The organism is Methylobacterium sp. 275MFSha3.1, assembly GCF_900108435.1.
GTDB lineage: Bacteria > Pseudomonadota > Alphaproteobacteria > Rhizobiales > Beijerinckiaceae > Methylobacterium.
In genome coordinates this window covers 1-26,394 of sequence record NZ_FNWP01000011.1, presented here as the reverse complement: position 1 = coordinate 26,394, position 26,394 = coordinate 1, and the positions used below count along the sequence as shown (strand labels likewise).

25 protein-coding genes and 1 pseudogene are annotated in these 26,394 nt (G+C 71.9%); 3 read left to right on the top strand and 23 right to left on the bottom strand.

Annotated elements, in window-relative coordinates; genetic code table 11:
* Positions 1-11 precede the first annotated feature (11 nt).
* Positions 12-689 carry a peptidase inhibitor family I36 protein gene (locus BLW78_RS14685; protein WP_091680453.1) on the top strand — a complete coding sequence of 226 codons (678 nt, stop codon included), beginning with the start codon at positions 12-14 and terminating at the stop codon, positions 687-689.
* Between the two features lie 9 nt (positions 690-698).
* Here BLW78_RS14685 and lpxB read toward each other — a convergent pair whose 3' ends face one another.
* The 9 genes from lpxB to BLW78_RS14640 all read right to left on the bottom strand — a co-directional run bounded on the left by lpxB (position 699) and on the right by BLW78_RS14640 (position 12,467).
* Positions 699-1,877 carry a lipid-A-disaccharide synthase gene (gene lpxB, locus BLW78_RS14680; protein ID WP_091680451.1) on the bottom strand — a complete coding sequence of 393 codons (1,179 nt, stop codon included), beginning with the start codon at positions 1,875-1,877 and terminating at the stop codon, positions 699-701.
* Positions 1,874-2,749: an LpxI family protein gene (gene lpxI, locus BLW78_RS14675; protein WP_091680449.1), complete on the bottom strand. Its 876-nt coding sequence runs from the start codon at positions 2,747-2,749 to the stop codon at positions 1,874-1,876. Before lpxI ends, lpxB begins: the two co-directional genes overlap by 4 nt.
* A gap of 11 nt (positions 2,750-2,760) precedes the next feature.
* On the bottom strand, positions 2,761-3,579 hold the full coding sequence (lpxA, locus tag BLW78_RS14670; RefSeq protein ID WP_056533043.1) for an acyl-ACP--UDP-N-acetylglucosamine O-acyltransferase: 819 nt from the start codon (positions 3,577-3,579) through the stop codon (positions 2,761-2,763).
* Positions 3,576-4,052, bottom strand: a complete 477-nt coding sequence (gene fabZ, locus BLW78_RS14665; RefSeq protein WP_020092987.1) for a 3-hydroxyacyl-ACP dehydratase FabZ — start codon at positions 4,050-4,052, stop codon at positions 3,576-3,578. The genes lpxA and fabZ overlap by 4 nt, the downstream gene beginning before the upstream one ends.
* A gap of 109 nt (positions 4,053-4,161) precedes the next feature.
* Positions 4,162-5,220, bottom strand: coding sequence for a UDP-3-O-(3-hydroxymyristoyl)glucosamine N-acyltransferase (gene lpxD, locus BLW78_RS14660; protein WP_020092986.1), 1,059 nt, complete (start codon positions 5,218-5,220; stop codon positions 4,162-4,164).
* Positions 5,221-5,270: 50 nt separating this feature from the next.
* Positions 5,271-7,841 carry an outer membrane protein assembly factor BamA gene (bamA, locus tag BLW78_RS14655; RefSeq protein ID WP_026604899.1) on the bottom strand — a complete coding sequence of 857 codons (2,571 nt, stop codon included), beginning with the start codon at positions 7,839-7,841 and terminating at the stop codon, positions 5,271-5,273.
* 433 nt (positions 7,842-8,274) lie between these two features.
* The gene (locus BLW78_RS14650; RefSeq protein WP_020092984.1) at positions 8,275-9,429 is read right to left on the bottom strand and encodes a M50 family metallopeptidase; all 1,155 of its coding nucleotides are present in this window, start codon (positions 9,427-9,429) and stop codon (positions 8,275-8,277) included.
* 180 nt (positions 9,430-9,609) lie between these two features.
* The gene (locus tag BLW78_RS14645) at positions 9,610-11,196 is read right to left on the bottom strand and encodes a DHA2 family efflux MFS transporter permease subunit (RefSeq protein ID WP_091680447.1); all 1,587 of its coding nucleotides are present in this window, start codon (positions 11,194-11,196) and stop codon (positions 9,610-9,612) included.
* A gap of 8 nt (positions 11,197-11,204) precedes the next feature.
* Positions 11,205-12,467: an HlyD family secretion protein gene (locus BLW78_RS14640; protein WP_091680446.1), complete on the bottom strand. Its 1,263-nt coding sequence runs from the start codon at positions 12,465-12,467 to the stop codon at positions 11,205-11,207.
* Positions 12,468-12,604: 137 nt separating this feature from the next.
* Here BLW78_RS14640 and BLW78_RS14635 point away from each other — a divergent pair, with 137 nt between their 5' ends.
* Positions 12,605-13,243, top strand: coding sequence for a TetR/AcrR family transcriptional regulator (locus BLW78_RS14635; RefSeq protein ID WP_026604898.1), 639 nt, complete (start codon positions 12,605-12,607; stop codon positions 13,241-13,243).
* A 113-nt stretch (positions 13,244-13,356) separates the two neighbouring features.
* On the opposite strand, the gene dxr is transcribed toward BLW78_RS14635, so the two are convergent.
* The 6 genes from dxr to BLW78_RS14605 all read right to left on the bottom strand — a co-directional run bounded on the left by dxr (position 13,357) and on the right by BLW78_RS14605 (position 19,408).
* Complete coding sequence (gene dxr, locus BLW78_RS14630) at positions 13,357-14,535, bottom strand: 1-deoxy-D-xylulose-5-phosphate reductoisomerase (RefSeq protein ID WP_091680444.1); 1,179 nt, start codon at positions 14,533-14,535, stop codon at positions 13,357-13,359.
* 19 nt (positions 14,536-14,554) lie between these two features.
* Positions 14,555-15,412: a phosphatidate cytidylyltransferase gene (locus BLW78_RS14625; RefSeq protein WP_091680442.1), complete on the bottom strand. Its 858-nt coding sequence runs from the start codon at positions 15,410-15,412 to the stop codon at positions 14,555-14,557.
* A 19-nt stretch (positions 15,413-15,431) separates the two neighbouring features.
* Positions 15,432-15,995, bottom strand: coding sequence for a ribosome recycling factor (gene frr / locus BLW78_RS14620; protein WP_020092978.1), 564 nt, complete (start codon positions 15,993-15,995; stop codon positions 15,432-15,434).
* 113 nt (positions 15,996-16,108) lie between these two features.
* Positions 16,109-16,831: a UMP kinase gene (gene pyrH / locus BLW78_RS14615; RefSeq protein WP_026604897.1), complete on the bottom strand. Its 723-nt coding sequence runs from the start codon at positions 16,829-16,831 to the stop codon at positions 16,109-16,111.
* Between the two features lie 464 nt (positions 16,832-17,295).
* The gene (gene tsf / locus BLW78_RS14610; RefSeq protein ID WP_042676079.1) at positions 17,296-18,222 is read right to left on the bottom strand and encodes a translation elongation factor Ts; all 927 of its coding nucleotides are present in this window, start codon (positions 18,220-18,222) and stop codon (positions 17,296-17,298) included.
* Positions 18,223-18,340: 118 nt separating this feature from the next.
* Positions 18,341-19,408: a 30S ribosomal protein S2 gene (locus tag BLW78_RS14605; RefSeq protein ID WP_020092974.1), complete on the bottom strand. Its 1,068-nt coding sequence runs from the start codon at positions 19,406-19,408 to the stop codon at positions 18,341-18,343.
* Between the two features lie 239 nt (positions 19,409-19,647).
* Here BLW78_RS14605 and BLW78_RS14600 point away from each other — a divergent pair.
* Positions 19,648-19,906 (top strand): annotated as a pseudogene (locus BLW78_RS14600) (hypothetical protein).
* A gap of 17 nt (positions 19,907-19,923) precedes the next feature.
* Here BLW78_RS14600 and BLW78_RS14595 read toward each other — a convergent pair.
* The 8 genes from BLW78_RS14595 to BLW78_RS14560 form a co-directional block, all read right to left on the bottom strand.
* A complete protein-coding gene (locus BLW78_RS14595; protein ID WP_091680441.1) occupies positions 19,924-20,664 on the bottom strand; it encodes a pseudouridine synthase in 741 nt (246 codons plus the stop codon).
* A 13-nt stretch (positions 20,665-20,677) separates the two neighbouring features.
* Positions 20,678-21,583, bottom strand: coding sequence for a class I SAM-dependent methyltransferase (locus BLW78_RS14590; protein WP_091680439.1), 906 nt, complete (start codon positions 21,581-21,583; stop codon positions 20,678-20,680).
* A gap of 148 nt (positions 21,584-21,731) precedes the next feature.
* A complete protein-coding gene (gene era / locus BLW78_RS14585) occupies positions 21,732-22,730 on the bottom strand; it encodes a GTPase Era (protein WP_020092970.1) in 999 nt (332 codons plus the stop codon).
* Complete coding sequence (gene rnc / locus BLW78_RS14580) at positions 22,727-23,491, bottom strand: ribonuclease III (protein WP_020092969.1); 765 nt, start codon at positions 23,489-23,491, stop codon at positions 22,727-22,729. The genes era and rnc overlap by 4 nt, the downstream gene beginning before the upstream one ends.
* Before the next feature lie 11 nt (positions 23,492-23,502).
* Entirely contained in the window at positions 23,503-24,288 is a 786-nt protein-coding gene (gene lepB / locus BLW78_RS14575; RefSeq protein ID WP_020092968.1) for a signal peptidase I, read from the bottom strand.
* A 188-nt stretch (positions 24,289-24,476) separates the two neighbouring features.
* The gene (gene acpS, locus BLW78_RS14570) at positions 24,477-24,887 is read right to left on the bottom strand and encodes a holo-ACP synthase (RefSeq protein ID WP_020092967.1); all 411 of its coding nucleotides are present in this window, start codon (positions 24,885-24,887) and stop codon (positions 24,477-24,479) included.
* Positions 24,884-25,633: a pyridoxine 5'-phosphate synthase gene (locus BLW78_RS14565; RefSeq protein WP_091680639.1), complete on the bottom strand. Its 750-nt coding sequence runs from the start codon at positions 25,631-25,633 to the stop codon at positions 24,884-24,886. Before BLW78_RS14565 ends, acpS begins: the two co-directional genes overlap by 4 nt.
* A 158-nt stretch (positions 25,634-25,791) precedes the next feature.
* A partial coding sequence (locus BLW78_RS14560; RefSeq protein WP_280142465.1) for a transketolase C-terminal domain-containing protein occupies positions 25,792-26,394 on the bottom strand: 603 nt, incomplete at its 5' end.

Below are 26,394 nucleotides of genomic sequence, written 5' to 3'. Positions count from 1 at the left end.
GGGGGCGGACCATGGGGGCGGTCGTTCTGGCGGAACCGGGCGACGGGGCGCGTTCCGGCTCCTGGCGTCGCTTCGCCTTGCCGACCCTCCTCATCCTCGGCTGGGTGGGCCTGTTCGCCTACAGCGCCGCCTACCTCATCGAGGACCTGCCGTTCCGCCCGTCCCCGCCGGAAGCGAGCCCGTCCGCGGCGGGGTCCGCCGCGCCGCGCCCCGCGCGCCGCGTCGTGATGCTCGACGAGCCCGACCCGCTCACCGCCCCGGCCGAGCCGCCCGGCCAGACCGCCATGGCGGCCTCTCCGGCGCCGGCGGCCCCGCAGAGTGCCGCCGCGCCGCCCGCGACCACGGCGAATGCCCGCCCGGCCCCGGGCACCGCTCCGGCCGCCGCCGTGCCCGCCGCCGAGTATGTCGGTGTCTGGGGCCCGACGCCCGAGGCCTGCGGAGCGCGCTCGCGCCGCCGCGGCTACATCCCGGCCACGATCACGCAGGACCGCGCCCGCGCGGGCCGCACGCTGTGCCTGTTCCACGACGTGCGGCGGAGCGGCGGCGCCTGGGTCACGGCCGCCGAGTGCAGCGATCGCGGCCGCCACTGGTCGTCGCAGGTCCGCCTGCAGGTCGACGGCGAGCACCTGACCTGGTCGAGCAGCCGCGGGACCTCGACCTATATCCGCTGCGGCCGCCGCGCCGGCTGAGCGGCGCCGTCACGCCGCCGGATCCGCTCCCTGCCCCCCGGCCGCGCGCAGGACGATCCGCGCCGCGGCCCGGCTCGGCGTATCCGCCGCGGCGAGCCGCATCCGCCCGTCGATGCGGCCGAGGGCGGCGAGCTGGACGTCGCGCTCGTGACCGCCGGCCAGGAGCGGCCGCAGGGCGCCCGCGAGGCGCTCCGGGGTGCAGTCGGCCTGGACGAATTCCGGCATCGCGTTCTCGGCGAGGATCAGGTTCGGCAACACGATGCTCGGGACCTGGATCAGCCGGCGGGCGATGAACTCCTCCGCCCGCGACACCTTGTAGGCGACGACCATCGGGACGCCCGCGAGCGCCAGCTCCAGCGTGACCGTGCCGGAGGCGGCGAGCGCCGCCCGGGCCTCCCGGAAGGCCGCGTATTTCGGCGCCTCGCCGGTGACGATGCGGACCGGCACCGGCCACCCGGCCGACAGCCGCTCGATCAGGGCCCGGTGCCGGGTCACGGCGGGCAGCACCGCCTCGACCGCCAGGCCCTCGGCGACGCGGGCCAGCGCCGCGCCGAAGACCGGCATCAGCCGCTCGATCTCGGACCGCCGGGAGCCCGGCAGGACCGCGAGGCTGTAGGGCACGGCCTCGCGCCGCCCCCGCTCGGCCGCACCGGGCCGCAGTTCCGGGAGGCGCTCGATCAGCGGGTGCCCGACATAGGTGCAGGGCGGGCCGCCGAGCCGCAGATGCGCGTCGGGCTCGAACGGGAGCAGGGCCAGCACGTGGTCGATGAACGGCCGCATGCCCTTCGCCCGCCACGGCCGCCACGCCCAGACGCTCGGGGACACGTAGTCGATGATCGGGATGCCGGGGGCCGCCCTGCGCACGCGCCGCGCCACCGCGTGGGTGAAGCCCGGGCTGTCGATGATCACCAGCACGTCGGGCCGCGCGCGAATCGTCGCCTCGACGGTCTCGCGGATGCGGCGGAGCAGGGTCCGGGCCCGGGCGAGGACCGGCAGGTAGCCCATCACCGCCACGTCATCGAGGGGGAACAGGGACGCGAACCCCGCCTCCACCATGGCCTCGCCACCGACGCCGCCGAAGACGGTGTCGGGCGCGGCCTCGCGCAGGGCGCGCATCAGCTTGGCGCCGAGCTGGTCGCCGGAATCCTCGCCGGCCACGAGCCAGATCGTGCGGGGCCGGCCGGTCACGGCGCGCCCCCGTACCCGACCACGAACAGGCCGAGGCGGTCGGCCTCCGCGGCCGTCGCCGCCCGGTCGATGACCAGGGTCCCGCCGGCCTCCAGGGCGAGCCCGGCGCAGCCCGCTCGGGCCGCGTTGCGCACGGTGCGGGCGCCGACGGCCGGGAGATCGATGCGGCGGTCCTGGCCGACCTTCGGGGCCTTCACCAGCACGGTCGCGGGCATCGCCCGGCCGAACCCGAAGGGGCGCCGCCCCAGGGTCCGGGCCCGGGCCAGCATGCGGTCCGTGCCCTCCGGCCCCTCCACGGCGAGGATCCGGTCGCCGGCCAGGACGACCGCCTGCCCCAGGTCGTAGGGCGAGAGGGCGTCGAGGACGCCGCGCCCGGTGCGGATCGAGGCGGCCGCCTCCGCGTCCGGGGCCCGGCGCCCGAGGGGGCCGTCCGGGCAGAGCAGGTCCGGCGCGGCCTCGTGGACGCCGACGACCCGGTGGCCCGCCTCCTCGACCAGCGTGACCGCCGCCCGCAGCAGGCGGTCGTCCCCGCCGCCGGCGATCGCCCGCAGGGCCTCGCGGTTGCGCAGGGCGGCGCCCGCGTTGAGGATCGCGGCCGGGCTCGGGCGGGAGACGCCGCCCGCCGGCACCACGGTCGCCGGCCCCCAGAGCCGCAGCAGCTTCAGGGTGGCCGCGAGATCGAGGAGATCGACCGTGGCGTCGGCGCCGGCGCGCAGGGCCGGTCCGGTGAAGCCGCGCAGCGCGATCACCCGGAAGGGCCGGCGCGCCCGGCGGAGCGACTCGGCGACGAGCTCCGGCAGGCGCCCCGCCCCCGCGATCAGGACCAGGGCCCCCTCTGGGGCGGGGGCGGGGGCGGGATCGGCCTCGGTCACGGCCCGGCCGCTCAGGCGGCGCTGATCGGGGTCGGAACCTCGCGCGGCGTGCAGATCGAGCGCTTGCCGCCGAGGCGGATGAAGTCGAGGATCTCGGCGACCGCCGCGTGGGACTCGAAGGTCGCGGCCACGTCCTCCACCCGCTCCATCAGCGTGCCCTCGGGGGCGAAGAGCAGGCGGTAGGCGCGCCGCAGCGCGTGGATGTCCTCGCGGGCGAAGCCGCGGCGCTGCAGCCCGATGATGTTGAGCCCCGACAGGTAGGCCCGGTTGCCGAGCACCATGCCGTAGGGGATGCAGTCGTTCTCCAGGCCCGACAGGCCGCCCACGAAGGCGTGCGCGCCGACCCGCGCGAACTGGATCACGGCGGCGCCGCCGCCCAGGATCGCGTAGTCGCCGACGCTGCAATGGCCCGCCAGCATGACGTTGTTGGAGAAGATCACGTGGGCGCCGACCCGGCAATCGTGGCCGACATGCGAGTTGGCCAGGAAGGTGCAGTGGTCGCCGACCACGGTCTCCAGGCCGCCGCCGCTGGTGCCCGGGTTCATGGTGACGCCCTCGCGGATCAGGCAGTCGGCGCCGATCGTCAGGGTCGAGGCCTCGCCCCGGTATTTCAGGTCCTGCGGCTGGTGGCCGATCGACGCGAAGGGGAAGATCCGGGTGCGGGGGCCGATCGCGGTGCGGCCCGCCAGGACCACGTGGCTGATGAGTTCGCAGTCCGCGCCGAGCACGACCTCGGGCCCGACATGGCAGAAGGGGCCGATCCGCGCCCCGTCGCCGATGCGGGCGCCGGACTCGATCACGGCGCTCGGGTGGATGACGGGGGCGGTCACTCCGTCACCAGCATGGCGCTGATCTCGGCCTCCGCGACCAGCGTGCCGTCGACCCGGGCCTCGCCGCGGAACCACCACATGGTCCGGCGTTGGTTCAGCTTCGTCATGTGGAAGCGCACCTGGTCGCCGGGGGTGACGGGTTTGCGGAACTTGCACTTGTCGATGGTCATGAAGAACACCTGCTTGGTGTTCCGCCCGTCCGCCCGGATGTGGCGGCAGCAGATCGCCCCCGCCGTCTGCGCCATGCCCTCGATCAGGAGTACGCCCGGGAAGACCGGCATGTCGGGGAAGTGGCCCATGAACTGCGGCTCGTTGGCCGTGACGTTCTTGATGCCGACGCAGGATTCGTCCCGGTCGATCTCGACGATGCGGTCGACCATCAGGAACGGGTAGCGGTGCGGCAGCAGCTCCAGCAGCGTCTGGATATCGGCTATGCCCAGCTCGCTGCCGGTCTCGCGCGCCGCCTCACTCATCGAAATCCGCACCTCGACTTGCCGCCATCGGCGGCCCGCAATCCGGCCGCCACCGGGGCGCCGACCGCCCTATTCGGAAGAAATCGCCGGAAGCGCAAGGCCTTCCCGGTCAGGCGTCGTCTCCGGCGGGCTCCTTGCCCGAGCGTTCCGCGAGCCGCGCGAGCGTCGTCAGCTCGCGGAACCAAGCCCGCACCGGCTTGGCGGGCGTCCCGCCCCAGCGGCTGCCCGGCGGCACGTCGCGGTTGACGTTGGACGAGCCGGCGATCTGCGCGCCGCGACCGATGCGCAGGTGGCCGACGACGCCGACCTGCCCGCCGAGGACGACGTAATCCTCCAGCGTGGTCGAGCCCGAGATGCCGACCCCCGACACGATGACGCAGTGGCGCCCGATCACGACGTTGTGGGCGATCTGAACGAGGTTGTCGATCTTGGTGCCCTCCCCGATCACCGTGTCGCGCGAGGCGCCCCGGTCGACCGTGGTGTTGGCACCGATCTCGACGTCGTCCTGCACGATGACCCGCCCGACTTGCGGCACCTTGAGGTGGGTGGCGCCCATGGCGAAGCCGAACCCGTCCTGTCCGAGCCGGGCCCCCGGATGCAGGATCACCCGGTTGCCGAGGAGGGCGTGGCTGAGGGTCGTGCCCGCGCCGATCGCGCAGTCGCGCCCGATCCGGACGCCCGGCCCGATGACGGCGTTCGGCCCGATCACCGTGCCGGCGCCGATCTCGGCTCCCGGCCCGATCACCGCGCCGGGATCGACCGTGACCCCGTCCTCGAGCCGGGCCTCGGGATGGACGTGGGCGCCGGAGGCGACGCCGCGGACCGCGAACTGGGAACCGGGACGCAGCGCGTCCGGGTGCAGGCGGCCGAGCAGGGCCGCGTAGGCGCGGTAGGGATCGCGGCTGACGAGGGCGACGGTTCCGGCGGGGCAGCGCGCCGCGAAGCGGGGCGAGATGAGGCACACGCCCGCACGCGTCGCCGCGAGGGCGTCGCCGTAGCGGGCATTGTCCATGTAGGCGAGGTGGTCCGGACCGGCACTCTCCAGGGAGGCCGCGCCGCTGAACCGGCGATCCGGATCCGCTCCCTCGGGGAGGCCGAGGCCGGCGGCGGCCGCGATCTCGGCCAGGGTGAGGCCGGTGGCGGCGGTGAAGAAGACGGGATCTGTCATGTCCGACAACGCGCCGGCCGGGAGAATCCGGCCGGCGCGCGTGTTTTTTATCAGAAGCGCGAGCCGCCGGAGAAGCGGAAGGCCTGGACCTGATCCGCGCCGATATGGCCGAACTTGCCGAGGATCGGGACGAACACCTTCTGACCCTCGTCCTTGGACAGAGCGTAGGCGTAGTCGAACCGGATCGGGCCGAGCGGCGAGTTCCACAGGATGGACGCGCCGATCGAGGAGCGGATCGCCGCCGTGTCGCGGACGTTCACGCATTCCGGCTCCACGCCGATCGTGAAGGCGTTGAAGTTGCACTTCCCGGTCGTCGGCGAGATGCCGTTGATGAAGGCGTCGCCGTTCACGTTGAAGTTCCGCTGGCCGTGATAGCCGAACAGCGTGCCGGCATCGGCGAAGAGCGCGCCCTTCAGGCCCAGATCCCGCGGAACGAGGGGCAGCGGGAACTGCACTTCGAGGGTGCCGCCGACGTAGGTCGAGCCGCCGATGGCGTTCGAGCGGGCGTCGGCGATGCCGACGTCGCGCGGACCGATGCCGTTCGGCGCGAAGCCGCGGACCAGCGACGGGCCGAGGAAGAACTGGTCGGTCACCCGCAGCGGGTCGTTGTTGAGCGACGAGATGTGGCCGCCCTGGAAGCGGATGAAGCCGACCACGTCCTCGAAGATCTCCTTGTAGTACCGCGCGTCGGCGGTCACGCGGAAGAACTTGGAGTCGCCGCCCAGGCCCGCGACGTCGGGCTTCAGCTCGGCGTAGAGACCGTTGCGGGGCGCGCCGATCACGTCGAGGGTCGAGTAGGCGAGCGTCAGGCCGGCCAGCGAGGTCAGCGTGTTGCCTTGCGAGCCCTTGATGGCGATCGAGGCCTCGCCGTCATACGCGCAGTTCGGGTAGATCGACTGGCCGCCGATGTTGCGGCCGGTGTTCGGGTCGATCGTGCCCGCCGCGTAGGTGGCGGTGTAGCCGGGGATCGGGATCGAGCAGTCGTTGTACGGCCGCTTGAGGGTGTTCGGCACCTTCAGCTCGGTGTTGTACAGCGAGTAGCGCAGCGTGATGCCGAACTCCTCGGTGATCGGCAGGCCGAGGCGCAGCTGACCGCCGTACACCGTGGTCTCGTAGCGCGAGTACCGGGTCAGGTCGGAGTACTTGTAGAAGGCATCGAAGCCCGCCGCGAGGCGGTAGCCGAGGAAGTACGGCTCGGTGAACGAGAAGTCGACGCCGCGCGAGTACTGGCCGCCCGTACCGGCGAGGCGGACGTACTGGCCGCGACCGAGGAAGTTCGACTCGGAGACCGAGACCTCGCCGATGATGCCGTCCTGGGTGGAGTAGCCGCCCGCCACCGAGAACGAACCCGTGGGCTGATCCTCGACGTCGATGTTGATGACCACGCGGTCCGGGGCCGAGCCCGGCTCGTTCGAGAAGCGGACCTTCTTGAAGAAGCCCAGGCCGTTCAGGCGCCGCTCGGCGCGGTCGGTCAGCACGCGGTTGTAGGCATCGCCCTCCGCGATATCGAGCTCGCGGCGGATGACGTAGTCGCGGGTGCGGGTGTTGCCGCGGATGTTGATGCGCTCGACGTAGACGTGCGGGCCGTCCTCGACCACGAAGCCCAGGGAGACCTGGTGGCTCGCCGGGTCGCGCTGGCCGGTCGGGCGGACCTGCGCGAACGGGTAGCCGGCGCGGTTGACCTGGCGGGTGACGTTGTTGAGCGTCTTCTCGACGTCGTCGGCGTTGTAGACGTCGCCCACGGAGGTGGCGATGTCGCTGTCGAGCTTCGCGGTGTCGAGGCCCGGCAGGCGGGAATCCACCTGGACGGCGCCGACCCGGTACTGCTCGCCCTCGCTCACCGTGATGGTGATGACGTAGCCGGACTTGTCGCCCTCGACGTAGCGCGCGTCGGCGCTGACCACCTGGAAGTCGGCGTAGCCGTTCTTCAGATAGTAGCGACGGACCTGGTCGAGGTCGTTGGTGATGCGGTCGGGATCGTAGACGTCGGAGGTCTTGATGAACGACAGGAAGTTCATCTCCGAGGAGCTCATCAGCCCCTTCAGCGTCCGCTCCGAGTAGGCGTTGTTGCCGACGAAGTTGATCGAGAGGATGCCGGTCTTGTCGCCCTCGTCGATCTGGTAGATCACGTCGACGCGGCCGTTGGGCAGGTCGACCGTCCGGTAGGTCACCTTGGCGGTGCCGCGGCCGAAGCGCTTGTAGACGTCGCGGATGCGCGCGAGGTCGGCGTTGATGATCGCCTCGCTGTAGGGCCCGCGGGACTTGGCCTCGACCACCCCTTCCAGGGTGGCCTTCTCGATCTTCTTGTTGCCCTCGAAGACCACGCGGTTGATCAGGTTGTTCTCGCGGACGGTCACCACCGTGCGGCCGCCCGACTGGGCGACCTTCACGTCGGAGAACATCCCGCTAGCGAGCAGGTTGCGGCGGGCCTCCTCGGCGGAGCCGGACGCCGTCCCGGTCACGTAGGACCGGATCGTGTCGGCATCGACGCGCTGGTTGCCCTGGACGACGATCTGCTGCGCCTGGGCAGCCCCGCTCAGGACGACACCCAGACCGGCAGTGACTAGGACGATGGTTTTCCGCACCGACTTACGTCGGGGCTTCCCCGTCAACGACATCATGCAATCGCCCGTTTCTGTTCTGGTCGCGGGGGTTAGCCCGTCACGGGCGACCGTTGATCGGCCGTCCCGTCACCTGGTCCAAGCGTGGCTTCGGTCCAAGCGTAGCTCTTAGCGGGATTCCCCTGCCAAGCAAACGCGCGGGAGGCCATCGTCAGGGGATTTTGGGGGGTCGTGGCCTTCGCGCCACTTAACGGTGCGGTCAGCTTACGGGCAAACCGCGGATCATGGTGAACACGCCGTAAACGCCTGAGCGACCGGCCCTTTTCCGCGCCGCTCGCGGTCGCGTGAACGTCCCGTTAACCCTATTTCGACGCGCCGGCGCGGCGCCATCCGGGCGGTGTCCGGGCGAGATCGCGGCGGGATTGGGGCAGCGTTTCCGGTGGAGATCCGGCGGCGGTCCGGCGGCGATCCTCGGATCCCCGCCGGCCCCGGATCAGGTGTTCCGCCAGGAGGCGCCGAGGTTGAGGATGTCGTTCCAGGCGGCGAACAGCATCAGCATCAGCACGAGGGCGAGGCCGATGCGGAAGCCGATCTCCTGGGCCCGCTCGCTCAGCGGGCGGCCGCGCACCACCTCGAAGGCGTAGAACAGCAGGTGGCCGCCATCGAGCAGCGGCACCGGGAACAGGTTGAGCAGGCCGATCGAGACGGAGAGCAGGGCGATCAGCCCGACCAGGCCGCCGACGCCGCCGGTCTTGGCGACCTCGCCGGAGACGCGGGCGATGCCGATCGGACCCGAGAGCTGGTCGGCGGATTCCCGGCCCGTCACGAGCTTGCCGAGATACGAGAAGGTGCGCTCGACGACGAAGTAGGTCTCCTTCACGCCGAGATTGAGCGAGTCGAGCGCCCCGTACTGCACCAGTCGCGCCTCGGAGCCCGCGGGCGAGCGGATACCGAGCCGGCCGATCCGGTGGCGGCCGAACGGCGTCTTCTCCTCGAAGGTCGCGGGTGTCGCCTGGATCGTGATCGGCTGGTCGTTGCGCTCGACCGTGAAGGTCAGCGGCGTGCCGGCGCTGCCCGTCACCGTGCGGTACATGGCGTTGAAGTCGCCGATCTTCTCGCCGTCGATCGCGGTGATCACGTCGCCGGGCTGGAAGCCGGCCTGGGCGGCGACGCTGTTCGGCTCCACCGACGAGACCCGGGCGGGCAGCTCGTAGCGGCCGCCGAGCCAGATGGCGCCCGCGAAGAGCAGGATCGCCAGGATGAAGTTGGCCACCGGGCCCGCGGCGACGATCGCGGCGCGCTTGGACACGGGCTGGGTCGGGAAGCTGATCGCCCGCTCGTGCGGGCTCATCCGGGCGACGGCCTCGGGATCGGGCATGCTGGCGCCGTTCACGTCGCCGTGGAACTTCACGTAGCCGCCGAGCGGGATCGCGCAGACCTTCCAGCGGGTGCCGCGCCGGTCGTTGAACCCGAACAGCTCGGGGCCGAAGCCGAGCGAGAAGGCGTGCACGCCGACCCCGCACCAGCGCCCGACCAGGAAGTGGCCCATCTCGTGCACGAACACCACGACGGTGAGCACGAACAGGAACGGGATCACGGCGCCGAAGAAACCGCCGGCGGTTCCGCCCATCGCGTTGAGGAAGTCCATAAGCCGTATCCTGGCCGTCTCGGCGCCGGCTTCTCGGGCCGGCCATCCGCCCTGTCTAGCAGATCGGCGGTGCCGACCGCCAACGCAATCCTGCGGCCCGGCCGCGGAAGGTCGCACGCGCCGTCCGATTCCGCACCGGACGATCGCGCGGGGGCGGTCCCGCCCGTCGGGGACCGCCCGTCAGTGGCCGCCGCCCCCGCCCGCGCCGGCCTTCGGCCGCCGGATCATGGGGACCGCGCAGGCCATCGCGAGGAACAGGACGGTGAGGGACAGGAACACGTCCTCGAAGGCCATGACGAGGCCCTGGATCCGCACCGTGTTGGTCATCGCCTTCAGCGCCATGTCGGAGGCGGCGCTGCCGTAGGCGTCGAAGCCGCGCTGCATCGCGTCGAGCCGCTCCAACGCGGCCGTGTTCGCCCAGGTGAAGCGCTCGTGCAGCCGGGCGAGGTGCAGGTCCCAGCGGTCGTTGAGGATCGTGTTGATCAGCGCGAGCCCGACCGCACCGCCGAGGTTGCGGGTCAGGTTGAACAGCCCCGACGCGTTCTTCATCCGCGCCGGCGGCAGCGTGCCCAGCGCGATGTTGTTGATCGGGATCATGCAGAGCATCAGCGAGCAGCCGCGCAGGATCTGCGGCACGAGCAGCTCGTAGAAGTCCCAGTCCTTGGTGAGGCCCGTGACGATCCACGTGCCGCAGGCGAAGCCGACGAAGCCGATCCCCATCATGATCCGGGGATCGACCTTGCCCGAGAGCCGGCCGGCGATCGGCGCGGTGGCGAACATGCACAGGCCGGAGACGAACATCGTCTCGCCGATCATCAGCGCCGAGTAGCCGCGCACCCGGGCGAGGTAGACCGGATAGATGTAGGTCAGCCCGTAGAGGCCGATGCCCAGCACGAAGCTCGCCACGCAGCCGCTGGCGAAGTTCCGGTCCGAGAAGGCCCTGAGATCGACGATCGGCTGCTTCGCCGTGAAGACCCGCCAGAAGAACAGCAGCGCCGACGTCCCGCAGACGATTGCGCAGGCGAAGACCGCCTCGTCCTGCAGCCAGTCGTGGTTGGGCCCCTCCTCCAGCACGTATTCGAGGCAGCCGAGGAAGCCGGCCATGAAGGCGAGTCCGGCCCAGTCGAACGACCGGATCAGGCCGTAATTGGGCTCGTCGAAATCGACCAGGATCCAGGTCGAGACCGTCACGAAGATGCCCGGCACGACGTTGATCAGGAACAGCCAGTGCCAGGACATCAGGTCGGTCAGGTAGCCGCCCACCGTCGGCCCGATCGTCGGCGCCAGCGTCGCCACGAGGCCGATCATCGGCGAGACGATGGTCCGCTTCGAGGGCGGGAAGATCGTGAAGGCCGCGGCGAAGACGGTCGGGATCATGCCGCCGCCGATGAAGCCCTGGAGCGCCCGCCAGACGATCATCTCGCCGATCGACGAGGAGGTGGCGCACATCAGGCTCATCAGGGTGAAGCCGCCCGCCGAGATGGCGAACATCCAGCGCGTCGAGAGCACCCGCGACAGGGTGCCGGAGAGCGGGATCGAGATGACCTCGGCGATCAGGTAGCTGGTCTGGACCCAGGGGATCTCGTCGCCGGAGGCCGAGAGGCCGGCCTGGATCTCGTTCAGGGAGGCCGAGACGATCTGGATGTCCAGGATCGCCATGAACATGCCGAAGACCATGCAGACGAACGCCACCATGCGGCGGCGGTCGAGGGGCGGCTCGGCGGCGCGGATCGGCGCGCCGGGCGCGAGGGCGGCACTGGCGGCCATCGCCGGTCTCAGCGGCTCGCGGTGCTGACCGGCCGCGGCGCGGAGGCGCGGTCGAGGACGGAGCGGTCCGCGCCGGTGCGGGTATCGACCCGGACCACCGCCGACAGGCCCGGCCGCAGCAGGCCCTCGCGGGCGACCTCCTCGGGCACGCGCACCCGCACGGGCAGGCGCTGGACGATCTTGGTGAAGTTGCCGGTGGCGTTGTCGGGCGGCAGCAGGCTGAACACCGAGCCGGAGGCCGGCGAGAACGATTCCACCACGGCGTGGATCTCGCGGTCCGGATAGGCGTCGACCGTCACGGTCACCGGCTGGCCGGGACGCATGCGCTCGACCTGGGTCTCCTTGAAGTTCGCGTCGATCCGGACGCTCTGGAGCGGGACCAGCGCGGCGATCCGCGTGCCGGGCCCGACATAGGCGCCGGCCTCGACGGCCTTGTTGCCGACCACCCCGTCGAAGGGCGCGCGGATCGCCGTGAAGTCGAGGTCGCGCCGGGCCCGGTCGACGGCGGTGCGGAGTTCCGCCGCGAGGCTCTCCGCCTCGAGCTTCTGCGCCTGAAGCACGTCCACGTTGGCGCGGGCCGCGAGGAGGCCGGCCTCCATGGCCTTCACGGAGGCCTCGGTGCGGTCGCGGTCGGCGCGGGTCTGGTCGATGCGCGACTTGGCGACGTAATCCGCCTGCATCTGCGTCGACCGGGCGAAGTCGGCCTGGGCGCGGACGGCGTCGGCGCGGGTCGCGTCGAGCTGCGCGGCGGCCTGGGCGACCTGGGCCTGCGCCGCCTCGGCCTGCCGGCCGATCCGCGCGATCGTGCTCTCCTGGGTGGCGAGCTTGTCCTGCGCCGCCTGCAGCGCGAGGCGGTAGTCGCCGTCGTCGAGCTTGGCGATGACGTCGCCCTTCTTCACGGCGAGGCCGTTCACGACCGGCACCGACTGGAGATAGCCCGGGATCTTGGCCGCCAGGACCGAGATGTCGGCCTGGACGTAGGCGTCGTCGGTCGAGACGAAGAACCGCCCGACGGTCCACCACTGCCATCCCTGATACGCGCCGCCGCCCAGGGCGGCCGTCAGCAGTCCGAGCAGGACGAGCCGCTTCACGGAGCGCTTGCGGGCGGGCGGCGCCTCGACAGGCACGGGCGTCGGCAGGGACGTCGCGGCGGGAGCCGGCGCGGCCGGCGCCGTGCGCTCGGCGCGCGCCTCGTCTCCGGCCTCGATTCGGGCCTCAATAGCGGCATCGAGACCGGAATTCGGCCGATCGGCGTCCTCGCGAAGGGACATATCAGCGCCTCGACATCAATGACCGAACCGTTCGGTCAATAACGAGGCACGGCTTGACGCGCCCCCGAAGAAGCCGCAGGTTATTTTGACCGAACGGTTCGGTCAAGCGTGACGGTGTCACGGTGCGGAGCGGGATCATGGCTCAGGGTGCGGCGTTGGAGCGGGGTCAGGCCCAGCACGAGGGCGACAAGCGGCAGCAGATCCTCGAGGGCGCGCGGACGGTGTTCCTGGCGGCGGGGTTCGACGGCGCCAGCATGGGCGAGATCGCGCGGGCGGCCGGGGTCTCGAAGGGCACGCTCTACGTCTACTTCGAGAACAAGGAGGACCTGTTCGAGGCGCTGACCATCCAGGAGAAGGCCAGCCTCGCCGAGGCCCTGTTCACCCTGGACGCGGACGATCCCGACGTGCCGGGCGTCCTGACCCGGCTCGGAAGCAGCTTCCTGACCGAGATGTGCCGGCCGGCGCACGTCTCGCTGGTCCGCATGGTCATCGGCGCGAGCGAGAAGTTTCCGCGCTTCGGGCAGGTCTACTACCAGGCCGGTCCGGCCTGCGGCGTCGAGCGCCTCTCGCGCTACCTCGACGCGCAGGTCCAGGCGGGACGCCTGACGATCGCCGACACCGAGCTCGCGGCCCGGCACTTCCTGCATCTCTGCCAGGCGGGTCTGCTGACCCGCCTGCTGTTCGCGGCGGGCGGCATCGCCGGCGAGGCCGAGATGCGCCATCAGGTCGACGAGGCGGTGCGGGTGTTCCTGGCCGGGTACGGCCCCGCGCGCTGAGGCGCGGCTCAGGCGGGAAACGTCGTTGCGAGCGCAGCGAAGCAGTCCAGCGACGCCACGCTCGCAGAATGTTGCGCCGCCCTGGGTTGCTTCGCTGCGCTCGCAATGACGGCTCAGCCGGCGGCGCGCAGCTCCGGCAGGGCCTCGGCGCTCCAGATCCGCACGTGGGCGTCGATGGCGAGCGCCTCGTCGACGTCGGCGGGCGCGGCCCGGTACTGGCCGGCGAAGTGGGTGCAGGCGCGCTCGACCAGATCGCTGATCCCGTAGAAGCCGATCCGGCCGGCGATGAAGGCCGCCACCGCGATCTCGTTGGCGGCGTTCATCACGGTGGGCGCCGCGCCGCCGGCGGCCAGGGCCGCGCGGGCGATCCGCAGGCACGGGAAACGCGCCTCGTCCGCGGCCTCGAAGGTCAGCGAGCCGAGCTTCACGAGGTCGAGGGGCCGGCCCCGCTCGATCGTCAGCCGGTCGCCGAGGCCGAGGCAGTGCGAGATCGGCACGCGCATGTCGGGCAGCGCCAGCTCGGCGGTCACCGCCCCGTCGAGCCAGTAGACCATGCCGTGGATCACCGATTGCGGGTGCACGACCACGTCGAGGCGCTCGGGCTCGATGCCGAACAGGTGGTGCGCCTCGATCAGCTCGAGCCCCTTGTTCATCAGGCTCGCCGAATCGATGTTGATCTTCATGCCCATCGACCAGGTCGGATGGGCGGCGGCCTCGGCCGCGGAGGCGGCGGCGATCCGCTCGCGGGTCCAGGTCCGGAACGGGCCGCCCGAGGCCGTGATCATCATGGTGCGGACGTCGGCGAGCGGCCGGCCGGCCAGCGCCTGGCTCAGCGCGTCGTGCTCGGAATCCATCGGCAGGATCGTGGCGCCGTAGCGGGCGGCGTCGCGCATGAAGGCGTCGCCGGCGCAGACCAGGCTCTCCTTGTTGGCGAGCGCGACCTTGCGGCCGAGCCGGAGGGCGGCGTGGGTCGATTTCAGCCCGGCCGCCCCGCTCACGGCGGCGACGACGATGTCGGCGTCGCGGGCGGCGGCCTCCATGACGGCCGCCTCCCCAGCCCCGCTCGGGATGCCGGAGCCCGACAGGGCCTCGGCCAGTGCCGGGCCGGCGGCCTCGTCGGCGAGCGCCGCGAAGGAGGCGTTGAGCTCGCGGGCGACCTTGGCCAGGGCGACGGGATCCTTGCCGCCGACCAGGGCGCCGACGCGGAACCGGTCGGCGTGCTGCGCCAGGAGGTCGGCGGTGGAGCGGCCGATCGAGCCGGTGGCGCCGAAGACGGTGACGACCTGGGTCACGGGTTCAACTCCCTCATCGTCACGTGATCAGACCGCCGCCGCGCAGGGCGAGATAGACGGCCGCCAGCACGGCGACCGCGAAGAATCCGTCGAGCCGGTCCATGACGCCGCCATGGCCGGGGATGATCTTGCCCGAATCCTTGACGCCGTAATGGCGCTTCAGGCCGGATTCGATCAGGTCGCCGGCCTGACTCAGCACCGAGGCGAGCGCGCTCACGCCCGCCACGACCGGGAGAGAGGCGGCGCTGGGCAGGGTCATCCCGGCGAGGTCGGCGACCACCGGGACCAGCGTCCCGGCGGCGACCGCGCCGACGAGGCCGCCGAGGGCGCCCGACCACGTCTTGTTGGGCGAGACCCGGGGCATCAGCTTGGGGCCGCCGATCTTCCGGCCGGCGAAGTAGGCCGCGATGTCGGTGGACCAGACCACCGCGAACATCCAGGCCGGCCCGACGAGGCCGATGGCGGGGTCGTCGCGCAGGGCCACCGGCACCGCCGCGATCGCCGCCGCGCCGAGCACGCCGAGGAAGGCACGGAGCCGGCCCCGTCCGGTCCGCGCCACCGTGGCGCAGGCCGCGGCGCCGAGCAGCAGGACCGCGAGGCAGGCCGGCGTCGGGGCACCGCCGCGCTGGCAGAGCAGCAGGGCGCCGAGCGTCGCCGCGCCCAGCGCGATCAGCACCTCGCGGGGCTCGGTGCGGCTCATCACCATCCACTCGGCGAAGCCGACGATGCCGGCGGCGAGCCAGATCCCCGCGAAGGGCCAGCCGCCATAGACCAGAGCGGCCAGCACGCCGGTGCCGAGCACGAGGCCCGAGGCGACGCGCAGCCACAGCTCGCGCCGTCCCGAGGGACGCGCGGCCGGTGCGGCGGCGGAGGTCACGCGCGTCCTGCCCTTCGCCTCAGACCTGCATGATCTCCTTCTCCTTGGACGCCAGCACGCCGTCGATCTCGGCGATGTACTGGTCGGTCGCCTTCTGCACGTCGGTGGCCTGACGCTTCTCGTCATCCTCCGAGATGGCGCTGTCCTTCAGGAGCTTCTTGAGATGGTCGAGGCCGTCCCGGCGCACGTGGCGCACGGCGACGCGGGCCTCCTCGGTGTACTTGTGGGCGACCTTGACCATCTCCTTGCGGCGCTGCTCGTTCATCTCGGGGATGCGGAGCCGGATGGTCTGCCCCTCGGTCTGCGGGTTGAGGCCGAGATCGGATTCGCGGATCGCCTTCTCGACGGCCGTGACCATGCTGCGGTCCCAGACCGAGATCGACAGGAGCCGCGGCTCCGGCACGCTGACGGTGGCGACCTGGGCCATCGGCATCATCGAGCCGTAGGCGTCGACCTGGATCGGGTCGAGGAGCGACGGCGTGGCGCGCCCGGTGCGCAGCGAGCCGAGATCCTTCGAGAGCGAGGACACAGCGCCCTGCATGCGGCGCTTGATGTCGTTGAGATCGAATTCCGGTGTGGCCATGAGGGTCGTCCCGAGACGTCTGACGTGGTCTTGAGCCCGGCGCGGGCAGTCGCGGCCTCAATGGACGAATTTTTTCAGGGCCGCAAACGGTCGCGGCCCGGTCGTGCCGCGCGTCAGGGCGCCACGAGGGTCGAGGGCGCGTCGCCTGACAGGATCGCGGCGATCGAGCTCGGCGGGTGGAGCGAGCCGACCACGATCGACAGGCGGCTCTCCCGGGCCAGCGCGAAGGCGGCGGTGTCCATCACCTTCAGGTCGCGGGCGATCGCCTCGTCGTGGGTGATGCGGTCGTAGCGCGTGGCGCTCGGATCCTTCTTCGGATCCGCCGAGTAGACGCCGTCCACCTGCGTCGCCTTGAGGACCGCGTCGCAGCGCAGCTCGGCGGCGCGCAGCACCGCGGCGGTGTCGGTGGTGAAGAACGGGTTGCCGGTGCCGCCGGCGAGGACGACGACCTGGCCCTTGTCCAGGTGGTGCAGGGCCGGCTGGCGGGCGTAGGTCTCGCAGATGGTCGGCATCGACACCGCCGACATGGTCCGCGCCTGCACGCCCGCGGCGTTGAGCGCCGTCTCGATCGCCAGCGAGTTCATCACCGTGGCCATCATGCCGAGCGAATCCCCGGTCGCCCGGTCGATCCAGCCGGCCGCGGAGATCCGCGCGCCGCGGATCATGTTGCCGCCGCCCACCACGATGGCGATCTCGGCGCCCGACTCGATCGTGCGGGCGATGTCCTCGGCGAGCGCCGCCAGCGTCGGCGGATGCAACCAGTAGCCGTCGGGAGCGGCGAGCGCCTCCCCCGACAGCTTCACGAGGATACGGCGAAACGGCGTCGTCTCCGGCATCTGGGCCCCCGGCTCCATCCCGCATCGCGTGAGCGGGGAGGCTTCTACGTCAGCCGCCCGAGCGCCGTCGAGGGGCCCGGCCCGGATCCGGCGGGGATCGTGGGCCGAAATGCTACCGACGCGCGAGCGACGTGCGAGAGACGTGCGCCCGGGGAGGACGTCTGCGCCGCCGCCGCGGTCCGGGTCCGGAGCGCAGGCGCTCGTTCTCAGCTGCCGGCGAGGATGCCGACGGCGCCGAAGACGGTCATGGCGAGGCCGGAGGCGAACACGCCGATCATGAGGTAGGAGAAAGGCTTCAGAGGCATGCCCGGAACTTAGCGCGGCGCCGCATAGCGGGGTGTGCGGCGCAACACGACCCGGCGTGGATTGATCCGGTGACCTCGAAAACGGGAAGCCCCGCCCGGCGCGTGCCGGACGGGGCTGATCTCACGACGGCCCGGCAAGCCGGGCGTTCGCGGTCGGTGTCAGGCGCGGCCGGCCTGCTGGGCGACCTCGGTGGCGAAGTCCGGGCCCTCTTCCTTCTCGATGCCGTCGCCCAGCGCGTAGCGGACGAAGCCCGTCAGGGTCACGGGGCCGCCGACCTTGGAGCCGGCCTCCTTGAGGACCTGGCTCACCGTCTTGGAGCCGTCGTGCACGAAGGGCTGCTCCAGGAGGGTGACCTCCTTGTAGTAGCTCTTCAGGCCGCTCTCGACGATCTTGGCCATCACGTGGTCCGGCTTGCCGGCGTTCTTCTCGCGCAGGATGTTCGACTCGCGCTCCACCGTGGCGGCGTCGACGCCCGAGGCGTCCAGTGCCACCGGGTTGGTCGCCGCGATGTGCATGGCGATCTGGCGACCCAGCGCCGAGAGCGCGTCGACGTCGCCCTCGGACTCGAGCGCCACGAGCACGCCGATCTTGCCGAGGCCCTCGGAGATCTGGTTGTGCACGTAGGAGGCGATGACGCCTTTCTTGACCTCGAGCTTGGTGACCCGGCGCAGGTTCATGTTCTCGCCGATGGTGGCGATCAGGGCCTGCAGCTTCTCCGAGACGGTCTCGGTGGCGCCCGGGAAATGAGCGGCCTGGAGGCCCTCGAGCGTGCCGTCGGTGTTGAGCGCGATCTTGGCGGCCTCGCGGGCGAAGGCCTGGAAGGCGTCGTTGCGGGCGACGAAGTCGGTCTCGGAGTTCACCTCGACCACGGCGGCGTGGCGGCCGGCGGACTCGACGGCGACGAGGCCCTCGGCGGCGACGCGGCCGGCCTTCTTGGCGGCCTTGGCGAGACCCTTCTTGCGCAGCCAGTCGACGGCGGCCTCGATGTCGCCCTGCGTCTCGTTGAGCGCGCCCTTGCAGTCCATCATGCCGGCGCCGGTCTTCTCCCGGAGCTCCTTCACCATCGCGGCGGTGATGTTGGCCATGGCGGTCCCTTTCGTGTGGTCTGGATGCGAGAGGCCCGGCGCGCGGGTGAGCGGCCGGGCCCGGTATGCCTGGATCCGCGACGGCCCGATGACGGTGCCGCCGCGAAGCCCCGTTGGATCAGGCCGCGGCGGCGGCCTCGACGAAGCCGCGGGCCTGCGAGACCCACGAGTCGCGGTCGATGCGGCCGTTGAGCTTCAGGTCGGCATCGACCTTGGCGACGTCCTCGGGGGTCATCGCGGCGAGCTGCCAGTAGTGGTAGATGCCGGCGTCGTTGAGCTTCTGCACGATCTGCGGGCCGGCGCCGTTGAGCTTGGTCAGGTCGTCCGGCGCGCCGCGCGGGGCAGCGAGCAGCTCGAAGTGCTCGGTCGACTCGGCGAGCATCGCCACGTCGGCCGGGTCGAGGGCATCGGACTCGACCGTGACGGCCGCGTCGTCGTTCGCCGGCAGCTCCTCGGCCATCGGCTCCTCGGAGGCGCCGATATCCATGCCCGACGAGCCCTGGGCGCGCGAGATGCCGTCGATGGCGGCCTTGGCGATCAGGTCGCAGTACAGCGCGATCGCGCGGCCGGCGTCGTCGTTGGCCGGGACGATGTAGCTGATGCCGTCCGGGTTGCAGTTGGTGTCGACGATGGCGGCCACCGGGATGCCGAGGCGGTTCGCCTCCTTGATCGCCAGCTGCTCCTTGTTGGTGTCGATCACGAACAGCAGGTCCGGCACGCCGCCCATGTCCTTGATGCCGCCGAGCGCCTTCTCGAGCTTCTCCTTCTCACGGGAGAGCATCAGGCGCTCCTTCTTGGTCAGGCCCGGGCCGCCGGTCTCCAGCGTCTCGGTGACCTTGCGCAGGCGCGAGATCGAGCCCGAGATGGTCTTCCAGTTGGTGAGCATGCCGCCCAGCCAGCGGGAGTTGACGTAGTACTGGGCCGAGCGCTTGGCCGCCTCGGCGATCGTGTCGGCCGCCTGGCGCTTGGTGCCGACGAACAGCACGCGGCCGCCCTTGGCGACGGTGTCACTCACCGCCTGCAGCGCCTGGTGCAGCGCCGGCACGGTCTGGGCGAGGTCGATGATGTGGATGTTGTTGCGGGTGCCGAAGATGTACGGCTGCATCTTCGGGTTCCAGCGGTGGGACTGGTGACCGAAATGGGCGCCCGCTTCGAGGAGCTGACGCATAGAGAAATCGACGGCCATGTCTTTTGTGCTCTCCGGTTATATCCGCCGCGGAGGGATGCGGTCGGCCGAGAGTTCGGACGACCACCGGAAACGCCTCATTCAGGCATGAGGCCGGCTCCGCGTGTGGGATGGGCGGGCGCTTAGCAGAGGGCGGGTCCGAAGGCAAGAAGCGGCGGGGCGGCGCGGGCCAGCCCTCAATCACAGCCTGTGTTCAGACCGCTTGCAACACGCGGGCTCGCCTCGCGAGAGTTCGGACCATGGCGGCGGTCGCATTCGACACCCTGAAATTCGCCCGGACCCTCCGGGAGAAGGCCAAGCTCTCCCCGGAACAGGCGGAGGGCCATGGCCGATGCCATGGCGGAAGCGTTGCAGGGCGATCTCGTCACGAAGGCGGATCTGCGCGCCGAGCTCGCGGATACGCGGTCCGAAATCGTGCGCTGGGTGGCGGGCCTGATCGGCTTCCAGACACTCGCTGTGATCGGCGCGGTCGTCGCCCTCGCCCGGGCGCCGCACTGACAGGCGCGCAGCCCGGATCACCCGCCCGCGAACACCGCCGCCACGTCGTCGGCCGTCATCACCCGGTACGCCCCCGCCGGCAGGTCCGCCGGCAGAGCGAGACCGCCGACCCGGTCCCGGTGCAGCGCCGCGACGTGGTTGCCGACGGCGGCGAACATCCGGCGGACCTGGTGGTAGCGGCCCTCCGTCAGCGTCACCGCGCAGCGCGTGGCATCCTCGACGTCGAGCCGCACCGGCAGGAGCGGGCGCTCCTCGCCCTCCAGCACGAGCGTCCCCGCGGCGAACACCTCCGCCTCGCGGCCGGTCAGCGGCCGGTCGAGGGTCACGCGGTAGCGCTTCGCCACCTGGGCCTTCGGGCTGATGATCCGGTGCAGGAGCGCCCCGTCGTCGGTCAGCAGCAGCAGGCCCGAGGTCTCCTTGTCGAGGCGCCCGACCGTGGAGAGCGGCGGGTCGCGGCGGCGCCAGCGCTCGGGGAGCAGCCCGTAGACCAGCGGGCCCGCCTCCTTGTGCGAGCAGGTAACGCCCAGCGGCTTGTGCAGCATCAGGCACAGGCCGGGGAGCGGGTCCAGGGCCTCGCCGTCGATCGTGAGGCGCTCCGGCAGGTCCGGCGCGAGGGCGATCCGGTCGCCGGCCTCCGCGAACTCCGCGCCGTCGAGGCGGATCGCGCCGGCGCGGGCGAGCGCCTGGATCTCGCGGCGCGAGCCGTAGCCGAGATTGGCGAGGAGCTTGTCCAGGCGGACGGATCTCGCCGCGCTCATGGAAGCGGCGCGCTCACCGGCGGGCCTCGTAGACCCGGTAGCCGTTCGCCTGGACGGCCACCGCGACGTGCCGGAACGCCTCGCGCAGGCTCGCCTCGTAGGGCAGGTGCGCGTTGGCCACGAGCCACAGCGCGCCCCCGGGGCGCAGGGCCTCGGCGGCCCGCGCAATGAACGCCCGGCCGAGCGCCTGATCCTCGCTCCCGCCCTCGTGGAACGGCGGGTTCGTGACGACGAAATCGAGGTGATCCGGCACGGCGCCGGACGCCCGGATATCCGCCCAGAGGATCGTCGCCCGCGGGTCGGCGACGTTGCGGCGCGCCATCTCGACGGCGCGCCGGTCGATCTCCAGCAGGGTCAGGGCGGTCACGGCCTCGGAGCCCAGGACGGCCCGCGAGAGGATCCCGAGCCCGCAGCCGAAATCGGCGCCGCGGCCCTTGAGGGCCGGGAGGTTCGCGAGCAGCAGCGCCGTGCCCGGATCGAGCCGGTCCCACGAGAAGATGCCGGGCTGCGTGCAGAGGGCGAGGTTGTCGACGTGGCGCGGGCCGCCCTCGTCGATCGCCTCGGCGAGGCCGGCCGGCGCCGTCGGCCGCTCCGCCGTGCAGATCCTGTGGTGCCGGCGCGGCTGGTCCGCGGCCGCGCAGCCGAAGGTCGTCAGCTCCTTGGCGAGGCGTGTGCCGCCGCGATCCTTGGGCGCCAGGGCAACCATGCGGCCGCCCGGCCCGAGGGCGCGCAGCACCTGGGCCAGCACGTAGCGCCGCTCGACCGTCCCGGGCGGCGCCAGCACGGTGGCCGAGTCGAGGCTGTTCTCGGACAGATCCTCGAGCCGCGCGGCGCCGGGGATCAACGGGGAGAGCTGGACGGCGTCGCCCGGGACCTCGGCGAGGTCCACCGGCGGCAGGCCGTAGACGGCGTGGCGCATAGACGATTCGGGATTTGGAGTGCCGAAACCGGAACGCGAATCCGCGGCGGAGCGGGGTAAACCCGCGCCCGACTCGATTCATCCGGGGGAACACCGCGTTTATACCGGAACCGGCCGCGAAGCCCAGCCTCCCGCGCGGCCCGGCGCGTCAGCCCCGCGGAAATTCCAGGCCCATCTCGCGGTAGCGGGCCGGGTCGTCGGCCCAGTTCTCCCGCACCTTCACGTGCAGGAACAGGTGGACCTTGGCGTCGGCCGCCTCGGCGATCTCGATCCGGGCCGCCTGCCCGATCGACCGGATGGTCTGGCCGCCCTTGCCGAGCACGATCGAGCGCTGGCTCTCCCGCTCGACGAAGATCGTCTGCTCGATCCGCACCGAGCCGTCGGGCCGGATCTGCCACTGGTCGGTCTCCACCGTGGAGCGGTAGGGCAGCTCCTCGTGCAGCCGGTCGTAGATCTTCTCCCGGGTGATCTCGGCGGCGAGCATGCGCAGGGGCGCGTCCGAGACCTGATCCTCCGGATACAGCCACGGGCCCGCCGGCATGCGGGCGGCCAGCGCCCGGCGCAGGTCGGCGACGCCGTCGCCGTTGAGCGCCGAGATCATGAAGGTCTCGGCGAAGGGCGCGGCGGCGTTGAGCTTGGCGGCGAGATCGAGCAGCCGCTCGCGCGGGATCAGGTCGATCTTGTTGAGGATCAGCAGTTTCTCGCGCTTCACCTCGCCGAGCCGGCCGAGCACCGCCTCGACTTCCGCGTCGACACCCTTGCGCGCGTCGACCAGCAGGCAGACGGCGTCGGCGTCGGCGGCGCCGCTCCAGGCCGAGTGGACCATCGCGCGGTCGAGGCGGCGCTTGGGCGCGAAGATGCCGGGGGTGTCGACCAGCACGACCTGGGCCGAGCCCTCGATGAGGATGCCCCGCACCAGGGCCCGGGTCGTCTGCACCTTGCGGGAGACGATCGAGACCTTGGTGCCGACGAGGTTGTTGAGCAGGGTCGACTTGCCGGCATTCGGCACGCCGATCAGCGCGACGAAGCCGGCCCGGGCGTCGGCGGGCGTGCCGGGAAGGGTGGACGGGTCGCGCGCGGGGTCCCGGGCCGGCGCGATGCCGGGTCCGTCCTGCGCGTCGTGATCGTCCTGCTCGTGCGCGCTCATGCTGTCTCCGTCGGTTCCGCGTCCGCGGAGGCCCCGATTCCCTCCCGCTCCATCAGCGCCCGCGCGGCGGCCTGCTCGGCGATCCGCTTCGACGTGCCGTCGCCGAGACCGGGCTCCAGGCCCTCGACCTGCACGGCGATGCGGAACCGGGGCGCGTGGTCGGGACCGGTGCGCTCCACCACCTCATAGGTGGGGATCGGCAGGCTGCGACCCATGGCCCATTCCTGCAGGGCGGATTTGGCGTCGCGGCCCCGCGCCGCCGCGGTCGGCTCGCCGGGATGGAAATGCGCCTCGACCACCGCCCGGGCGGCGTCGAACCCGGCATCGAGGTAGATCGCACCCAGGATCGCCTCGCAGACGTCGGCCAGGATCGTCTGGTTGCGCCGGCCGCCGCCCATGACCTCGCCCTGGCCGAGGATCAGGTGCGGGCCGACCTCCCAGGAGGCGGCCACGGCCGCGCAGGTCTCGCGCCGGACCAGGGCGGCCAGGCGCCGGGAGAGGTCGCCCTCGTCGGCCTCCGGGAAGGCGCCGTAGAGGCGGTCGGCGACCGCGAGCCCGAGCACGCGGTCGCCGAGGAATTCCAGGCGCTGGTAGCTGCCGCCCCGGCCGCTCGCCTTGCTGGTGTGGGTCAGCGCGCGGGTGAGCAGGTCCTGATCGCCGAAGCTGTGGCCGATCCGCTCCTCGAGCGCGGTCAGCGGCGGGCGCGGCTTGTGGGCCCGCCGGGATCGGGCGTTGGCCCGGGGCTGCGCGGCGTCGTCCAAGTCCGGGCCGGTCAATGGATCGTCGTGAACAGGCGCGACCAGCGCACGTGGGCCGGCCAGTTCCAGACCTGCCAGGCCGGCGTACCCTCGTCGATCGAGAAGAAGATCATCTCGGCGCGCCCGACCAGGTTGGCGAACGGCACGTAGCCGACATTGGCGAGATCGCGCGAATCGGTGGAGTTGTCGCGGTTGTCGCCCATCATGAAAAAGTGACCGGGCGGGACCGTGTACAGCTCGGTCTTGTCCCAGAAGCCGTTGTCGCCGTCGCGCTCGATCACCCGGTGGACCACGCCGTTGGGCAGGGTCTCCAGGTACTGGGGCACCTTGGTCGGCTGGCCGTAGGGATCGGTGGTCTCGTAGTCGGCGATCCGCTCGCGCTTGACCGCCTTGCCGTTGATGTTCAGCACGCCGTCGATCATCTGGATCTTGTCGCCCGGCAGGCCGATCACGCGCTTGATGTAGTCGGTCGAGTTGTCCTTGGGCAGCTTGAACACCGCGATGTCGCCGCGCTTCGGGTCCGCGCCCCAGATCCGGCCGTCGGCCTGAATCGGGATGTACTCCGAGAGCGGCAGCGAGTACTTGGAATAGCCGTAAGAATATTTTGACACGAACAGATAGTCGCCGATCAGCAGGGTCGGCACCAGCGAGCCCGACGGGATGTTGAACGGCTGGAACAGCAGGGTCCGCACCACGAGGGCGATCAGCAGCGCCTGGATGCCGACCTTCAGCGTCTCGCGGATGCTGGCCCAGGTGCCGGTGTCGGCAGGTTTCCTGAGCGGCTTGCCGTCGTAATCCACGCGCGCGTTCCGTCTTCGATTGAGGTGCGACGCCCGCGATCCGCGGGGCGCGGCCCCGCCGCGCGCGGCCTGATGTGCGGTTGTCCCGAGGAATGCGCCGCAATCGTGTCCGCCGTGTCCGGCGGTCTAGACCATGCGCGAGCCCCCCGCAACGCGCGACCGCCGCTGGCTAATCCGCGACGGCGGCCTCAACCGGCGACAGGGACCGGCAAGGCCTCGATGATCACGAAGGCTTGCGCCATCGGCGGATCGTCCGTGAGGCTCACGTGGAGCCGCGCCGCGTGCCCCGCCGGCAGGAGTTCCGCGAGCCGCTCGGCCGCGCCGCCCGCGAGACGCAGGGTCGGCTGCCCGGAGGGCAGGTTCACCACCTCCATGTCGCGCCAGAACACGCCGGCGCTGAGGCCGGTGCCGAGCGCTTTGGCGCAGGCCTCCTTGGCGGCGAAGCGGCGGGCGTAGCCCTCGGCGCGGGCGGCCCGGCGGTCGCAGCGGGCCCGCTCGCCGTCGGTGAAGACCCGGTGGGTGAAGCGCTCGCCGTGCCGCTCCAGGGTCCGGGCGATCCGGCGGATGTCGCAGAGATCCGAGCCGATCCCGACGATCATGGGTGCCGCGCCCGGTCCATGGCGGCCCGCATGTCGCGCACCGCCCGGTCGAGCCCCACGAAGATCGCGTCGGCGATCAGGGAATGGCCGATATTCAGCTCCCGGATCTGCGGCAGCGCCGCCACCGGCCCGACGCTGCCGAGGGTGAGCCCGTGGCCCGCGTGGATCTCGAGGCCGAGGCCGGCCCCGTGCTCCGCCGCGCGCCGGATGCGGGCGAGCTCGTGCGCGGTCCGGGTGTCGTCGTCCTCCAGCGCCGCCTCGCAGTAGCTGCCGGTGTGCAGCTCGACGACGGGCGCCCCGAGGGCGCGGGCGGCGTCCATGACGGCGGGCTCGGGCTCGACGAAGAGCGAGACGCGGATGCCGGCCTCCGCGAGGGCGCGGATGCGCGGCGCGAGGTGCGCGCGGCCGCCGACGATGTCGAGGCCGCCCTCGGTGGTGCGCTCCTCGCGCTTCTCCGGGACGAGGCAGGCGGCGTGCGGGCGGGTGTCGAGCGCGATCGCCACCATCTCGTCGGTGGCGGCCATCTCGAAGTTGAGCGGCACGGACAGGCCGCGCTTGAGCGCCGCGATGTCGGTGTCGCGGATGTGGCGCCGGTCCTCGCGGAGATGCGCGGTGATCCCGTCGGCACCCGCCTCGACGGCGAGCAGGGCCGCCCGCACCGGGTCCGGATAGTCGCCGCCGCGGGCGTTGCGGACGGTCGCGACGTGATCGATGTTGACGCCCAGGCGCAGTTTCTCGGAGGTCATCCGCTCGTTCGTCCCCGTGTCGGCGCGGTGCGACAGGCTCACCGGGGGGTCGGAAGGCGCCGCGCGCCCTCACCCCGTGCCGGCGATATGCGGAGGATCGCGCGCGCCGGCAAGACGGTCGGGGTTCGGGGGCGGGCTCCGGCGGCCGGCCCACCCGCTCAGGCGAGCCGCAGGCGCGACCGGCTGTCCTTCCGCTCGGGCAGTGTGTCGAGGGCGGTCCTGACGATGGCCGTGGCGTCGAGGCCCGCCTCGGCGTACATCTTCTCCGGGCTGTCGTGGTCCTGGTAGGCGTCCGGCAGCGTCATCGTCCGCACCCGCACCCCGCCCGCGTCCAGCGCGCCCCGCTCCGCCAGCAGGTGCAGCACCATCGCGCCGAACCCGCCCCGCGAGCCCTCCTCGATCGTGATCAGAACCTCGTGGTCGCGCGCCAGATCCAGGATCAGCGCCTCGTCCAGCGGCTTGGCGAACCGCGCGTCCGCCACCGTCACCGCCACGCCCTGCTCGGCCAGCGTGTCGGCCGCCTTCAGGGCCTCCGACAGGCGCGTGCCGAGCGACAGCAGCGCCACACGCGCCTCCGCGTCGCGCCGCACCACCCGGCCCTTGCCGATCGCCAGCGCCTCGCCCCGCTCCGGAAGCTCGACGCCCACACCCTCGCCGCGCGGGTAGCGCAGCGCGATCGGGCCCGTGTCGTGCGCGTGGGCGGTCGCCACCATGTGCACCAGCTCGGCCTCGTCGGAGGCCGCCATCACGGTCATGTTCGG

Excerpts from the sequence above, each read along its gene's own strand:
- BLW78_RS14685 (WP_091680453.1), top strand. The coding sequence starts at position 12 with ATGGGGGCGGTCGTTCTGGCGGAACCGGGCGACGGGGCGCGTTCCGGC.
- fabZ (WP_020092987.1), bottom strand. The coding sequence starts at position 4,052 with ATGAGTGAGGCGGCGCGCGAGACCGGCAGCGAGCTGGGCATAGCCGAT.
- lpxD (WP_020092986.1), bottom strand. The coding sequence starts at position 5,220 with ATGACAGATCCCGTCTTCTTCACCGCCGCCACCGGCCTCACCCTGGCC.
- bamA (WP_026604899.1), bottom strand. The coding sequence starts at position 7,841 with ATGATGTCGTTGACGGGGAAGCCCCGACGTAAGTCGGTGCGGAAAACC.
- BLW78_RS14650 (WP_020092984.1), bottom strand. The coding sequence starts at position 9,429 with ATGGACTTCCTCAACGCGATGGGCGGAACCGCCGGCGGTTTCTTCGGC.
- BLW78_RS14645 (WP_091680447.1), bottom strand. The coding sequence starts at position 11,196 with ATGGCCGCCAGTGCCGCCCTCGCGCCCGGCGCGCCGATCCGCGCCGCC.
- BLW78_RS14640 (WP_091680446.1), bottom strand. The coding sequence starts at position 12,467 with ATGTCCCTTCGCGAGGACGCCGATCGGCCGAATTCCGGTCTCGATGCC.
- BLW78_RS14635 (WP_026604898.1), top strand. The coding sequence starts at position 12,605 with ATGGCTCAGGGTGCGGCGTTGGAGCGGGGTCAGGCCCAGCACGAGGGC.
- frr (WP_020092978.1), bottom strand. The coding sequence starts at position 15,995 with ATGGCCACACCGGAATTCGATCTCAACGACATCAAGCGCCGCATGCAG.
- pyrH (WP_026604897.1), bottom strand. The coding sequence starts at position 16,831 with ATGCCGGAGACGACGCCGTTTCGCCGTATCCTCGTGAAGCTGTCGGGG.
- tsf (WP_042676079.1), bottom strand. The coding sequence starts at position 18,222 with ATGGCCAACATCACCGCCGCGATGGTGAAGGAGCTCCGGGAGAAGACC.
- BLW78_RS14605 (WP_020092974.1), bottom strand. The coding sequence starts at position 19,408 with ATGGCCGTCGATTTCTCTATGCGTCAGCTCCTCGAAGCGGGCGCCCAT.
- BLW78_RS14595 (WP_091680441.1), bottom strand. The coding sequence starts at position 20,664 with ATGAGCGCGGCGAGATCCGTCCGCCTGGACAAGCTCCTCGCCAATCTC.
- BLW78_RS14590 (WP_091680439.1), bottom strand. The coding sequence starts at position 21,583 with ATGCGCCACGCCGTCTACGGCCTGCCGCCGGTGGACCTCGCCGAGGTC.
- era (WP_020092970.1), bottom strand. The coding sequence starts at position 22,730 with ATGAGCGCGCACGAGCAGGACGATCACGACGCGCAGGACGGACCCGGC.
- acpS (WP_020092967.1), bottom strand. The coding sequence starts at position 24,887 with ATGATCGTCGGGATCGGCTCGGATCTCTGCGACATCCGCCGGATCGCC.
- BLW78_RS14565 (WP_091680639.1), bottom strand. The coding sequence starts at position 25,633 with ATGACCTCCGAGAAACTGCGCCTGGGCGTCAACATCGATCACGTCGCG.